The organism is Pseudomonas sp. R37(2017) (assembly GCF_002113375.1).
In the GTDB taxonomy this organism is placed as follows: Bacteria; Pseudomonadota; Gammaproteobacteria; order Pseudomonadales; family Pseudomonadaceae; genus Aquipseudomonas.
Window position 1 is genome coordinate 355,855 of record NZ_NEHO01000003.1, and the last position, 13,431, is coordinate 369,285.

Consider the following 13,431-nt stretch of genomic DNA (forward strand, 5'->3'; position numbering starts at 1 on the left):
TCCTCTGTCAGGGGGAGAGGATGTGCTCTTCTTTCCTACGTCATTCAATGGGTGCTTCTGAAGGGCGCATCGTTTCGCTTTGTGGGAAAAAGCCCGGAGTAGGACGTTCTCCGGGGTCTGCCAATAGTTGTTGGCTTATCCTACACCGAAGGCCATAAAGTCATCTGGATATACCCTTGTGCCTGCGTTTTTATAAGCCGAACACAGTTGTGCTTAAGGAAACCAGGATGACAAAGGAGTGTCGGCATTATGGTTTATGAACGGCAGGAAGAGGGGCGAAACGGTTCGCGCAAGGATGTAAGGGTGGATCCGTTTGTTCACGAGTTTGATATGGGGTTGGCCCAGCCGTTGTCCCGCTCGGTACGATTGAATGGCTTCGCAACCTGTTTGCGGCTTGAACAGGTTTATTGGGATATTTTGGGGGAGATGGCCCGGGTCAATGGTTGCTCGGTCAGTAGCCTGCTGTCCCATGTGGATCGCGAAGTTCACCTGCGTCACGGCGGGGTAAGGAACTTCAGTGGATTGGTTCGGGTTGTCTGTGTCGTGCACAGTCTCAAGGAGGGAGGTTGCATCGTCACGGCCTAGCCTGGGCGGCAAAAGCAACAGAGTGTCGGCCTGTGCAGTCTTACGGCTGCACAGGCCGCATTTAATGGATATAATCCCGCTCTTTGCCGCAAAACCCAGCGTGTGCGGTAGCAATCTGATCGCCGAGACAACCTCCATGCCGATGTACGATTATCAATGTGCTTCCTGTGGTCATCAGTTGGAAGCCATTCAAAAGATCAGCGATGCACCGCTGGTCGACTGCCCTGCCTGTCAGGCGCCAGAGCTGAAGAAAATGCTGTCCATGCCGGGCTTTCGCCTAAGCGGCACGGGTTGGTACGAAACCGATTTCAAGACCGGTTCCAAGAAGAACCTGGTCGGCGGCGACAAAGCTGACTAAGGTCTGGAACCTGAGTTGAACGACACGCGTGTTCTTGCATCGCCCGACGACCTTTCAAAGGCGGGGCTGCTGCAGGATCTCCACCGAATTTCGAATTACGAGAAGTGAAACCACGACCATGATGCGCAGCCATTATTGCGGCCAACTGAACGAAAGCCTGGACGGCCAGGAAATTACCCTTTGTGGATGGGTCCACCGTCGCCGTGACCACGGTGGGGTGATTTTCCTCGATATCCGTGATCGTGATGGTCTGGCCCAGGTCGTTTTCGATCCGGACCGTGCTGAAACCTTCGCCGCAGCCGATCGCGTGCGCAGCGAGTACGTCGTGAAGATCACCGGCAAGGTTCGCCTGCGTCCGGCCGGTGCGACCAACGCCAACATGGCGTCGGGCATGATCGAAGTCCTCGGCTACGAGCTGGAAGTGCTGAACGAATCGGAAACCCCGCCGTTCCCGTTGAACGAGTTCTCCGACGTCGGCGAAGAAACCCGTCTGCGCTACCGTTTCCTCGATCTGCGTCGCCCGGAGATGGCCGAGAAGCTGCGTCTGCGTTCGCGCATGACCACCAGCATCCGCCGCTTCCTGGACGAGAATGGCTTCCTCGACGTCGAGACGCCGATCCTGACCCGTGCCACCCCTGAAGGTGCGCGTGACTACCTGGTGCCGAGCCGTACTCACGCCGGTTCGTTCTTCGCCCTGCCGCAATCGCCACAGCTGTTCAAGCAACTGCTGATGGTCGCCGGCTTCGATCGTTACTACCAGATCGCCAAGTGCTTCCGTGACGAAGACCTGCGTGCCGACCGTCAGCCGGAATTCACCCAGATCGACATCGAGACCAGCTTCCTCGATGAAAAAGACATCATGGGGCTGACCGAAGCCATGATCCGCAACCTGTTCAAGGAAGTGCTGGATCTGGAATTCGGCGATTTCCCGCACATGACCTTCGAAGAAGCCATGCGCCGCTACGGTTCCGACAAGCCAGACCTGCGTAACCCGCTGGAACTGGTGGACGTTGCCGACCAGCTCAAGGAAGTCGACTTCAAGGTGTTCAGCGGCCCGGCCAACGACCCGAAATGCCGTGTGACTGCGCTGCGCGTACCGGGCGGGGCAAGCATGCCGCGCAGCAAGATCGACGACTACACCAAGTTCGTCGGCATCTACGGTGCCAAGGGCCTGGCATACATCAAGGTCAACGAGCGCGCCAAAGGTGTCGAAGGCCTTCAGTCGCCAATCGTCAAGAACATCCCTGAAGCCAACCTCAATGTGATCCTCGATCGCGTTGGTGCGGTTGACGGCGATATCGTGTTCTTCGGTGCCGACAAGTTCAAGATCGTCAGCGAAGCCCTGGGCGCGCTGCGAATCAAGCTGGGTCACGACCTGAACCTGCTGACCTGCGAGTGGGCGCCAATGTGGGTCGTCGACTTCCCGATGTTCGAAGAAAACGACGACGGCAGCTTCACCGCCTTGCACCACCCGTTCACCGCGCCGAAATGCACCCCGGCCGAGCTGGAGGCCAACCCGGCCACCGCGCTGTCCCGTGCTTACGACATGGTCCTGAACGGTACCGAGCTGGGTGGCGGTTCGATCCGTATCCATCGCAAGGAAATGCAACAGGCAGTATTCCGCCTGCTGGGCATCAACGAAGCGGAGCAGGAAGAAAAATTCGGCTTCCTGCTCGACGCCCTGAAATACGGCGCGCCGCCCCACGGTGGTCTGGCCTTCGGTCTTGACCGTCTGGTGATGCTGATGACCGGCGCCCAGTCGATCCGTGAAGTGATCGCCTTCCCGAAAACCCAGAGCGCGGCAGACGTCATGACTCAGGCACCGGGTCAGGTGGATGCCAAGGCGCTGCGTGAATTGCACATTCGTTTGCGCGAAACGCCTAAAGCCGAGTAAGGCTGTCTGAAGGGCGCATCTTCGGATGCGCCTTTTTTATTGGTAAAGTCGATTTTTTGTTTGCCGGCGGGCGCCTCAAGGCGCAGCGGGCAATGTTTCAAAGAGAATTCGGAGCGAGTTATGGCAGGTCATTCCAAGTGGGCGAACATCAAGCACCGCAAAGAACGTCAGGATGCCAAGAGGGGCAAGATCTTCACCAAGTGGATTCGTGAGCTGACCGTTGCAGCCCGCCAGGGTGGCGGCGATCCGGGCTCCAACCCGCGCCTGCGTCTGGCCCTGGACAAGGCCCTGGGCGCCAACATGAGCCGCGACATCATCGATCGCGCGATCGCTCGTGGTACTGGCGCTGCCGACACCGACGACGTGGTCGAGTTGACCTACGAAGGTTATGGTCCGGGCGGCGTGGCGGTAATGGTCGAATGCATGACCGACAACCGCAATCGCACCGCGGCCGCGGTTCGCCACGCGTTCAGCAAGTGCGGTGGCAACCTTGGCACCGATGGTTCGGTAGCTTATCTGTTCGAACGCAAGGGGCAGATCTCCTTCGCTGCCGGCGTCGACGAAGACGCTCTGATGGAAGCGGCCATGGAGGCAGATGCCGATGACGTGGTGACCAACGAAGACGGTTCCATCGATGTGTTCACCTCGTTCGCTGGTTTCTATTCCGTGCGTAATGCCCTGGAAGCGGCGGGTTTCAAAGGTGACGATGCGGAAATCGTCATGCTGCCGACTACCAGCGCCGAGCTCGATCTTGAAGGTGCGGAGAAAGTCCTCAAGCTGATCGACATGCTCGAAGACCTGGATGACGTACAAAACGTCTATTCCAACGCGGAGATTCCGGAGTCGGTGGCCGCGCAACTCGGCTGAGGCTGACCCGGACCCCTTGTGGGAGCGGGCTTGCTCGCGAAAGCGGTGTGTCTGTCTCATCATTGACAACTGACACACCGCCTTCGCGAGCAAGCCCGCTCCCACATTTATTATGTGTTGTACTTGGATATCGATAGTTCACGGACCCCCCACAGGCGTTATGACTTTAATTCTTGGTATCGACCCCGGCTCGCGCATCACCGGTTACGGTGTGGTTCGTGATACCGGCCGTGGCTGCGAGTATGTCGCCTCCGGTTGTATCCGCACCGGCGCCGGCGAGCTGCATGAGCGGCTGCAAATTGTCTATCGCGGGGTGCGGGAGATCATTCAGACATACCATCCGGTGACCATGGGGATCGAAAAGGTGTTCATGGCCCGTAACGCCGACTCCGCCCTGAAGCTGGGGCAGGCCCGTGGCGCCGCGATCGTGGCGGGCGCCGAGGAAAGCCTGGAGATTGCCGAATACACCGCAACCCAGGTCAAGCAGGCGGTCGTCGGCACGGGTGCGGCCAACAAGGAGCAGGTGCAGATGATGGTCATGCACATGCTCAAGCTGACCAGCAAGCCGCAGATCGATGCTTCGGACGCCCTGGCCATTGCCATTTGCCACGCTCATACCCGTTCCAGCCTGCTGCCCCATGGTCTGGGAGCTGCACGCAGTCGTGGCGGGCGCCTGCGTCTCTGATAGCATCAGCAATCAACTTTAAGGAGTGGGGACGTTTCGCCCGGATTGTCGGCGCCATACCCTCGCTCTGTCAGTCGCTGGCCCAGAGCTGGCCAACGCTCAAGGATTTGTAACGTGATTGGACGTTTGCGCGGCACCCTGGCTGAGAAGCAGCCTCCGCACCTGATTCTGGATGTAAACGGCCTGGGCTATGAACTCGAAGTGCCCATGACGACCCTTTACCGCTTGCCGTCGGTCGGTGAGCCGCTGACCTTGCACACCCATCTGGTCGTGCGCGAAGACGCACAGTTGCTCTATGGTTTTGTCGGCAAGCGTGAGCGAGACTTTTTTCGCGAGCTGATCCGCCTCAATGGTGTCGGGCCGAAGCTGGCGCTGGCCTTGATGTCGAGCCTGGAAGTCGACGAACTGGTTCGTTGCGTGCAGTCCCAGGATACTTCGGCGTTGACCAAGGTCCCGGGTGTTGGCAAGAAAACCGCCGAACGCTTGCTGGTAGAACTCAAGGACCGCTTCAAGGCATGGGAAACCGTACCGGCCATGTTCGCCCTGGTACCGAACCAGCCGGATGGACCAGCCCCGGTGAACACTGCTGAAAACGATGCCGTCAGCGCGCTGATTTCCCTGGGCTATAAACCCCAGGAAGCGAGCAAGGCGGTGTCTGCGATCAAGGAGAAAGGTTTGAGCAGTGAAGACATGATCCGCCGCGCCTTGAAGGGAATGATCTAAGTGATTGAAGCTGATCGTCTGATCGCTGCCACGCACAGCCCGCGTGAGCGCGAAGAAGTCCAGGACCGAGCGATTCGCCCGGTCAGCCTGGCCGAATACATTGGCCAGCCGACTGTTCGCGAGCAAATGGAATTGTTCATTCAAGCCGCTCGCGGTCGCAGCGAGTCCCTCGATCACACGCTGATCTTCGGGCCGCCTGGCTTGGGCAAGACCACCCTCGCCAACATCATCGCCCAGGAAATGGGCGTGTCGATCAAGAGCACCTCGGGGCCTGTGCTGGAGCGCCCGGGTGACCTGGCGGCGCTGTTGACCAACCTTGAGCCTCACGATGTGTTGTTTATCGACGAAATCCATCGCCTGTCGCCCATCGTTGAAGAAGTGCTGTACCCGGCCATGGAGGACTTTCAGCTCGATATCATGATCGGCGAGGGGCCGGCCGCGCGTTCGATCAAGCTGGATCTGCCGCCGTTCACCCTGGTTGGCGCAACGACGCGGGCCGGGATGTTGACCAACCCGTTGCGCGACCGTTTCGGCATCGTGCAGCGTCTTGAGTTCTACAGCAACGCCGACTTGTCGACGATTGTCAGTCGTTCGGCGAGCATCCTCGGTTTGCCATTGGACCCGGAAGGTGCTTTCGAAATCGCCCGGCGTGCCCGTGGCACTCCACGAATTGCCAACCGGTTGCTGCGTCGGGTGCGTGACTTCGCCGAAGTTCGCGCCAAGGGGCACATCACCAAGCCGATTGCCGACCTGGCGCTGAATCTGCTGGACGTCGATGAGCGTGGCTTCGATCACCAGGACCGGCGTCTGTTGCTGACCATGATCGAGAAGTTCGACGGTGGGCCAGTCGGGGTCGACAGCCTGGCCGCCGCCATCAGTGAAGAGCGTCACACCATTGAGGATGTGCTGGAGCCTTATCTGATCCAGCAGGGCTATATCATGCGCACGCCACGGGGGCGGGTGGTGACGCGGCATGCCTACCTGCATTTCGGTTTAAACATTCCGTCACGATTGGGTGAAGTGCCCGTAGTAGACGAGTTTCTCGATGCCGCTGACGATTAATTAACATTGCATGCAGATTTTTTCGGGCAATGTAGGGTCCCAGGGCCGTACTTTCACGAGAAAGACGCAGAACCATGAAAAACAGTTGCCTGGCCGGATTGGCAACCTGAGGAGTAAGCACTAGAGTATGCGCGCGCAAAACGGGCTTGAGCCTTTCGCACATCGTTGTCGCGTTTATTACGAGGACACCGATGCGGGCGGCATCGTGTATTACGTTAATTACCTCAAGTTTATGGAACGGGCTCGAACCGAGCGGCTACGAGATCTGGGTTTTGCCCAATCGCAGCTTGCCGGGGAGGACCTGTTGTTCGTCGTGCATTCCAGCGAAGCGCGCTACCACGCGCCGGCGCGACTGGACGACGAACTGCTGGTAAGCGCCGAGGTAATCGAATTGAACCGTGCCAGCCTGCGCTTCAAACAGCAGGTCAGGCGGGCGACGGATAATGTGCTGCTCTGCGAAGGGCAGTTTCTGGTGGCCTGTGTGCGCACCGAAAGTTTGAAACCCCGGGCCATTCCCGAAGCTCTGCGAGCGGCCTTTGCCGACGTGAGCGGCGCGGGTACACACTCAAAGCAGGAGATAAAGCGTGGAAGCTAACGTCGTCGACCATTCCTCCATGTGGAGCCTGGTCAGCAATGCCAGTATCGTGGTGCAACTGGTAATGCTGACCCTGGTAGCCGCATCGGTGACCTCGTGGATCATGATCTTTCAGCGCAGCAATCTGCTGCGTGCCGGTCGACGTGCCCTGGAGAGCTTTGAGGAGCGCTTCTGGTCGGGCATCGACCTGTCCAAACTGTACCGTCAGGCCGGCAGCAACCCGGACCCTGATTCGGGCGTCGAGCAAATCTTCCGTGCCGGTTTCAAGGAGTTCTCCCGTCTGCGCCAACAGCCAGGCGTAGATCCGGAAGCGGTCATGGAAGGCGTGGCCCGCGCCATGCGCGTTGCCATTTCCCGCGAAGAAGAAAAGCTTGAGCAAAGCCTGCCGTTCCTGGCCACTGTCGGTTCCGTGAGCCCTTACATCGGCCTGTTCGGTACGGTCTGGGGCATCATGAACTCCTTCCGCGGCCTGGCGACTGCCCAGCAGGCGACCCTCGCCACTGTTGCACCAGGTATCGCCGAAGCCCTCATCGCCACCGCGATCGGTCTGTTCGCCGCGATCCCGGCCGTTATCGCCTACAACCGCTTCTCTGCTCGCAGCGAAACCCTGCTGGGCCGCTACTACACCTTCGCCGACGAGTTCCAGGCGATCCTGCACCGCAAAGTGCACACCAGCGAAGAATAAGCAGGTAATTTTCGATGGCTTTAATCGCTCGAGCACGAAACAAGCGCAAGCCGGTCGCCGAGATGAACGTGGTGCCATACATCGACGTGATGTTGGTGCTGCTGGTCATCTTCATGGTGACCGCGCCGATGCTCAATCAGGGCGTGAAAGTTGATCTGCCCAAGGTTTCCAGCGAAGCCTTGCCGCAGGACAACAACACCCAGGTCCTGACCATTTCCATCAAATCCGACAAGACCTACTACTGGAACCTCGGCAGCGAAGTCGACACCGACAAGCAGCAGGACCGGGCCATGACGTTGCCGCAGATGACTGACGCGGTGACCAAGATCATTCGCGTCGGCAATGAAAACGGCAAGCACACCCAGGTCTTCATTCGCGGTGACAAATCCGTCGACTACGGTTCCGTCATGGGGGCCATGGGCGGGTTGCAGAAAGCCGGGGTCGGTAATGTTGGCTTGATTACCGAGGCGCCCTGATGCAGCAACAGCGAGAGCCGTCCGCCTCGGAAAGCTACTTCTGGCCTAGTGTCTGGGCGATTGGCTTGCACGTGCTGGTGTTCGGCATGCTGTTCGTCAGTTTTGCCTTTACCCCGGAACTGCCGCCGGCCAAGCCGATTGTCCAGGCGACCCTGTACCAGCTGAAATCGAAAAGTCGGGCGACCACCCAGACCAATCAGAAGATTGCCGGTGAAGCGCAGAAGTCTGCTGCGCGCCAGACCGAAGTCGAACAGTTGGAACAGAAAAAGGTCGAGCAGGAAGCGGTGAAGGCTGCGGAACAAAAGAAAGAAGAGGCGGCTCAAAAGGCCGAAGAAGCCAGGAAGGCCGACGAGGCGAAGAAAGCGGACGAGGCGAAGAAGGCTGATGAAGCCAAGAAAGCCGACGACGCGAAGAAAGCTGCGGAAGCCAAGAAGGCAGAAGAGAAACAATTGGCTGATATAGCCAAGAAGAAAGCTGAAGAAGAAGCCAAGAAGGCTGCGGAAGAAGAGGCCAAGAAAGCGGCCGCTGAAGAAGCCAAGAAGAAGATCGTCGAAGACGCGAAGAAGAAAGCCGCGGAAGACGCCAAGAAGAAAGCCGAAGCTGAAGAGGCGAAGAAGAAAGTCGCCGAGGAAGCGAAGAAGAAAGCTGCTGCCGATGCCGCGAAGAAGAAATCGCAGGATGCGGCACGTAAGTCCGCCGAAGACAAAAAGGCTCAGGCCCTGGCAGATTTGCTTTCCGACACGCCGCAGCGTCAGCAGGCCTTGGCCGATGAGCAGGGCGACGAAGTCGCCGGCAGTTTCGATGACCTGATTCGAATACGTGCAGCGGAAGGCTGGGCTCGTCCACCTTCGGCCCGCAAAGGCATGACTGTTCAGCTGCAAATCGGCATGTTGCCGGACGGTACGGTGACTTCGGTCAAGGTGCTCAAGTCCAGTGGCGACGGTCCGTTTGACGCTTCGGCCGTAGCGGCAGTGAAGAATATTGGACGATTGACAGAAATGCAGGGAATGAAGCCGAGCGATTTTGCTCCGTATCGTTCATTCAAGATGACATTCACACCTGAGGATCTAGCCCCGTGAGAAACCTCCTTCGAGGAATGCTCGTCGTGATCTGCTGCATGGCAGGGATCGCGATGGCAGATGAGAAAAACATTCTGGTCACCAGCGGCAGCGATCGGGCGACCCCGATCGCGGTCGTGCCATTCGGTTTCCAGGGCGGTAGCGTGCTGCCGGACGACATGGCGGAAATCATCGGTAACGACCTGCGCAACTCGGGTTACTACTCGCCGATTCCAAAGCAGAACATGATCAGCCAGCCGAGCCAGGCCAGCGAAATCATCTTCCGTGACTTCAAGGCGCTGGGTGCCCAGTACGTCATGGTCGGCAGCATTGTTCCGGCGGGCGGTCGCCTGCAGGTGCAGTACGCACTGTTCAACGTGGCCACCGAGCAGCAAGTGCTGACCGGCAGCGTGTCGGGCGGTGTCGATCAGTTGCGCGACATGGCGCACTACATCTCTGACCAGTCGTTCGAAAAACTCACGGGTATCAAGGGTGCCTTCTCGACTCGCCTGCTGTACGTAACGGCCGAGCGTTTCTCCGAGAACAATACTCGCTACACCCTGCAACGTTCGGACTACGACGGTGCCCGCGCCGTGACCCTGCTGCAATCGCGCGAGCCGATCCTGTCGCCACGTTTCGCACCGGATGGCAAGCGCATCGCTTATGTCTCCTTCGAGCAGAAGCGTCCACGCATCTTCATGCAGAACATCGACACCGGTCGCCGCGAGCAGATCACCAACTTCGAAGGCCTGAACGGTGCACCGGCCTGGTCGCCGGATGGCAATCGCCTGGCGTTCGTGCTGTCCAAGGACGGCAACCCGGACATCTACGTGATGAACCTGGGCTCGCGTCAGATCACTCGCGTCACCAGCGGTCCTGGCATCAACACCGAACCGTTCTGGGGCAAGGATGGCTCGACCATCTACTTTACTTCCGACCGTGGCGGCAAGCCGCAGATCTACAAAACCAGCGCAGGTGGCGGCGGTGCCGAACGTGTGACTTTCGTCGGTAACTACAACGCCAACCCTAAACTGTCGGCCGATGAAAAGACGCTTGTCATGATTCACCGTCAGGATGGTTTCACCAATTTCAAGGTGGCGGCCCAGGACTTGCAGCGCGGTAGTGTAAAAATCCTCACTGATAGCACTCTGGACGAGTCGCCCACTGTCGCGCCCAACGGCACCATGGTAATCTACGCCACCCGCCAGCAGGGCCGGGGAGTCTTGATGCTCGTGTCCATCAATGGACGCGTAAGGCTCCCGCTTCCTACCGCACAAGGCGAAGTCAGAGAACCTTCCTGGTCCCCTTACCTGAACTGACGCGGCGCTTTACGTTTTACTTAACACACTGGGGTTCATTAGGAGTTTCACGATGGAAATGCTGAAGTTTGGTAAATTTGCTGCGCTGGCACTGGCCATGGCTGTAGCTGTAGGTTGCTCGTCCAAAGGCGGCGACAATGCCGGTGAAGGCGCGGTAGATCCAAACGCTGGTTACGGCGCAAACACTGGTGCAGTCGACGGCTCCCTGAGCGAAGAAGCTGCCCTGCGCGCTATCACCACTTTCTACTTCGAATACGACAGCTCGGACCTGAAACCAGAAGCCATGCGCGCTCTGGACGTTCACGCCAAAGACCTGAAAGCAAACGGCGCTCGCGTTGTTCTGGAAGGCAACACCGACGAACGTGGTACTCGTGAGTACAACATGGCACTGGGCGAGCGTCGTGCGAAAGCCGTTCAGCGCTACCTGGTACTGCAAGGCGTTTCCCCAGCTCAGCTGGAACTGGTTTCCTACGGCGAAGAGCGTCCAGTTGCTACCGGCAACGACGAGCAGTCCTGGGCTCAAAACCGTCGCGTCGAACTGCGTAAGTAATTCGTCATGCGAACATGCCGTCGTGCTGTAACTGTTCTGGCTCTCAGTCTCGCACCGCTTGCGGCGTGGGCTGCGGTTCCTGTGGTCGATAACGACTCCGGCTATAACAGTAGCGGAAGCAGTTATCCGCCTGCTGGTTACGGTACGAACGGCGCCTATGCCGGGGGAGGGGTTTCGACCCCTGTCTCGGCACAGGGTCAGCTGTTCAACCAACTGCAACAAATGCAGGAGCAGATCTCGCGCCAACAGGGTGTGATCGAAGAACTGCAAAATGATGTAGCGCGCATGAAGCAGGAAAGCCTGGAGCGATATCAGGATCTTGATCGGCGCATAGGAACCGGCGTTGCACCCGCCGCGACTCCTGAAAATTCTTCCACCGGTGGTGATATGAACACCCCTGGTGCGGCCGCAGGTGCGGCAGCTGGCGCAGCCGCCGCGCAAGCACCTGCCGCGGGTAGCGAGCCGGCGGACCCGGCGAAGGAAAAGCTCTATTACGATGCTGCCTTCGACCTGATCAAGGCCAAGGATTTCGACAAGGCCAGCCAGGCTTTCGCCGCTTTCCTGCGCAAATACCCGAACAGTCAGTACGCGGGCAACGCCCAGTACTGGTTGGGCGAAGTGAACCTGGCCAAGGGCGATCTGCAAGGTGCAGGTCAGGCATTTGCCAAGGTTTCGCAGTTGTATCCGAAGCACGCCAAAGTGCCGGACTCGCTGTACAAGCTCGCTGATGTGGAGCGTCGCCTGGGTCACACCGACCGGGTCAAAGGCATTCTGCAGCAGGTCGTGTCCCAGTATCCGGGCACTTCCGCCGCTCAGTTGGCCCAACGCGATTTGCAGAAGATGTAAGCTTGCTTGAGTCGTTTCAAAGAAACCCGCGCTTGTCGCGGGTTTTTTCGTTAGAATTCACACCCTTTTTCTGAAACACGCTTTTTGGGATCTGCGCATTGCCGGGGTTCCTTGAAGTGCCTGACGGAGGCGGACAGCCTGTTTAGCTGTTACGCCCGTGGCGACTATGCAAGACACATTGAGAATCACCGAAGTTTTCTACTCGTTGCAGGGTGAAACTCGGACTGCCGGCCTGCCCACCGTTTTTGTGCGCCTGACCGGTTGCCCGTTGCGTTGCCAATACTGCGACAGCGCCTACGCGTTCACAGGCGGCACCATTCGCACGCTCGACGACATCCTCGAGCAGGTCGCCGGTTACCGCCCGCGTTATGTCTGTGTCACGGGCGGCGAGCCCCTGGCACAACCCAACGCCATTCCCTTGCTCAAGCGCTTGTGTGATGCCGGTTACGAAGTGTCGCTGGAAACCAGCGGCTCTATCGATATCTCGGCAGTCGATTCCCGGGTCAGTCGCGTTGTCGACCTGAAAACCCCGGGTTCGAAGGAAGCGCACCGCAATCGTTACGAAAACATTGAGCTGCTGACGCCCAACGATCAGGTGAAGTTTGTCATCTGCTCTCGGGAGGACTATGACTGGTCGGTTTCCAAGCTGATCCAGTACGGTCTGGACCAGCGCGCGGGTGAAGTCCTGTTCTCGCCAAGTCACCATGATCTCAATGCCCGGGATCTGGCGGATTGGGTGGTGGCGGACAATCTGCCAGTGCGTTTGCAATTGCAGCTGCACAAATATCTTTGGAATGACGAGCCGGGGCGCTGAAATGGCTGAACAACTGAACACTGCTGAAAAACGTGCGGTCATCCTGCTGTCTGGTGGCCTGGACTCGGCGACCGTAGTGGCGATGGCTCGTGCCGAGGGCTATAGCTGCTACACCATGAGCTTCGACTATGGGCAGCGTTCTCATGCCGAGTTGTATGCCGCCGAGCGCGTCGCCCGCGACCTGGGCGTGGTCGAGCACAAGGTGATCGGTCTCAATCTGAATGGCATGGGCGGCTCGGCACTGACCGACAGCAGCATCGATATTCCGGAAGAGTTGGGTGAGGGCATTCCGGTGACTTACGTGCCTGCGCGTAACACGGTGTTCCTGTCCCTGGCCCTGGGCTGGGCAGAAGTACTGGGTGCACGCGACATCTTCATCGGCGTCAATGCGGTGGATTACTCCGGTTACCCGGACTGCCGCCCGGAGTTCATCGAGTCGTTCGAGCGGATGGCCAACCTGGCAACCAAAGCCGGCGTGGAAGGCAATGGCTTTCGCATTCAGGCGCCGCTGCAAAACCTCAGCAAGGCCCAGATCGTCCAGGCCGGCGTGAAGCTTGGCGTGAACTACGGGCTGACCGTTTCCTGCTATCAGGCAGACGATGATGGCCGTGCTTGCGGCAAATGCGACAGCTGCCGACTGCGCGCAGAAGGCTTTGCCGCGGCCGGAATCAGCGATCCAACGCCTTATTTTTGATTTTTTTCAAAATAGGTGTTGAATAGTCCTTAAAAATCAGTATTATACGCGCCACCACACAGCGGGTCGTTAGCTCAGTTGGTAGAGCAGTTGGCTTTTAACCAATTGGTCGCAGGTTCGAATCCTGCACGACCCACCATATTTGGCGGTTTAGAAAATCCGGAAGGCCCACGCAAGTGAGGATTTCCGGGTTTTTTTTTTGCCTGCGATTCAGGTCCGC

Annotated in this window: 16 protein-coding genes and 1 tRNA gene; all 17 read left to right on the forward strand. The window is 58.5% G+C overall.

The window, feature by feature from the left end; translation table 11 throughout:
* Window positions 1-249 precede the first annotated feature (249 nt).
* The 17 genes from CAG47_RS07400 to CAG47_RS07480 all read left to right on the forward strand — a co-directional run bounded on the left by CAG47_RS07400 (window position 250) and on the right by CAG47_RS07480 (window position 13,350).
* Window positions 250-585, forward strand: coding sequence for a ribbon-helix-helix domain-containing protein (locus CAG47_RS07400; protein WP_085724240.1), 336 nt, complete (start codon window positions 250-252; stop codon window positions 583-585).
* A 136-nt stretch (window positions 586-721) separates the two neighbouring features.
* Window positions 722-943, forward strand: a complete 222-nt coding sequence (locus CAG47_RS07405) for an FmdB family zinc ribbon protein (protein WP_085724348.1) — start codon at window positions 722-724, stop codon at window positions 941-943.
* A 118-nt stretch (window positions 944-1,061) separates the two neighbouring features.
* A complete protein-coding gene (aspS, locus tag CAG47_RS07410; RefSeq protein ID WP_085724241.1) occupies window positions 1,062-2,837 on the forward strand; it encodes an aspartate--tRNA ligase in 1,776 nt (591 codons plus the stop codon).
* A gap of 120 nt (window positions 2,838-2,957) precedes the next feature.
* Complete coding sequence (locus CAG47_RS07415; protein WP_007977329.1) at window positions 2,958-3,704, forward strand: YebC/PmpR family DNA-binding transcriptional regulator; 747 nt, start codon at window positions 2,958-2,960, stop codon at window positions 3,702-3,704.
* 160 nt (window positions 3,705-3,864) lie between these two features.
* Window positions 3,865-4,389 carry a crossover junction endodeoxyribonuclease RuvC gene (gene ruvC, locus CAG47_RS07420; protein WP_008015799.1) on the forward strand — a complete coding sequence of 175 codons (525 nt, stop codon included), beginning with the start codon at window positions 3,865-3,867 and terminating at the stop codon, window positions 4,387-4,389.
* Window positions 4,390-4,503: 114 nt separating this feature from the next.
* A complete protein-coding gene (gene ruvA / locus CAG47_RS07425; RefSeq protein WP_007995640.1) occupies window positions 4,504-5,112 on the forward strand; it encodes a Holliday junction branch migration protein RuvA in 609 nt (202 codons plus the stop codon).
* Window positions 5,113-6,174: a Holliday junction branch migration DNA helicase RuvB gene (gene ruvB, locus CAG47_RS07430; protein ID WP_085724242.1), complete on the forward strand. Its 1,062-nt coding sequence runs from the start codon at window positions 5,113-5,115 to the stop codon at window positions 6,172-6,174.
* A 127-nt stretch (window positions 6,175-6,301) separates the two neighbouring features.
* Entirely contained in the window at window positions 6,302-6,769 is a 468-nt protein-coding gene (gene ybgC, locus CAG47_RS07435; protein ID WP_007990726.1) for a tol-pal system-associated acyl-CoA thioesterase, read from the forward strand.
* The gene (gene tolQ, locus CAG47_RS07440) at window positions 6,759-7,454 is read left to right on the forward strand and encodes a protein TolQ (protein WP_085724243.1); all 696 of its coding nucleotides are present in this window, start codon (window positions 6,759-6,761) and stop codon (window positions 7,452-7,454) included. The genes ybgC and tolQ overlap by 11 nt, the downstream gene beginning before the upstream one ends.
* A gap of 23 nt (window positions 7,455-7,477) precedes the next feature.
* Complete coding sequence (tolR, locus tag CAG47_RS07445) at window positions 7,478-7,930, forward strand: protein TolR (RefSeq protein ID WP_177408934.1); 453 nt, start codon at window positions 7,478-7,480, stop codon at window positions 7,928-7,930.
* The gene (gene tolA / locus CAG47_RS07450) at window positions 7,930-9,009 is read left to right on the forward strand and encodes a cell envelope integrity protein TolA (RefSeq protein ID WP_085724244.1); all 1,080 of its coding nucleotides are present in this window, start codon (window positions 7,930-7,932) and stop codon (window positions 9,007-9,009) included. Before tolR ends, tolA begins: the two co-directional genes overlap by 1 nt.
* 17 nt (window positions 9,010-9,026) lie before the next feature.
* The gene (gene tolB / locus CAG47_RS07455) at window positions 9,027-10,307 is read left to right on the forward strand and encodes a Tol-Pal system beta propeller repeat protein TolB (RefSeq protein WP_177408935.1); all 1,281 of its coding nucleotides are present in this window, start codon (window positions 9,027-9,029) and stop codon (window positions 10,305-10,307) included.
* Between the two features lie 52 nt (window positions 10,308-10,359).
* Window positions 10,360-10,857, forward strand: a complete 498-nt coding sequence (gene pal / locus CAG47_RS07460) for a peptidoglycan-associated lipoprotein Pal (RefSeq protein ID WP_003178634.1) — start codon at window positions 10,360-10,362, stop codon at window positions 10,855-10,857.
* 6 nt (window positions 10,858-10,863) lie between these two features.
* A complete protein-coding gene (gene ybgF / locus CAG47_RS07465; protein WP_085724246.1) occupies window positions 10,864-11,703 on the forward strand; it encodes a tol-pal system protein YbgF in 840 nt (279 codons plus the stop codon).
* Window positions 11,704-11,869: 166 nt separating this feature from the next.
* Entirely contained in the window at window positions 11,870-12,517 is a 648-nt protein-coding gene (gene queE / locus CAG47_RS07470) for a 7-carboxy-7-deazaguanine synthase QueE (protein WP_056852655.1), read from the forward strand.
* A gap of 1 nt (window position 12,518) precedes the next feature.
* Entirely contained in the window at window positions 12,519-13,211 is a 693-nt protein-coding gene (gene queC / locus CAG47_RS07475; protein WP_085724247.1) for a 7-cyano-7-deazaguanine synthase QueC, read from the forward strand.
* A gap of 63 nt (window positions 13,212-13,274) precedes the next feature.
* Window positions 13,275-13,350 (forward strand) — tRNA-Lys (locus tag CAG47_RS07480).
* Window positions 13,351-13,431: the final 81 nt, after the last annotated feature.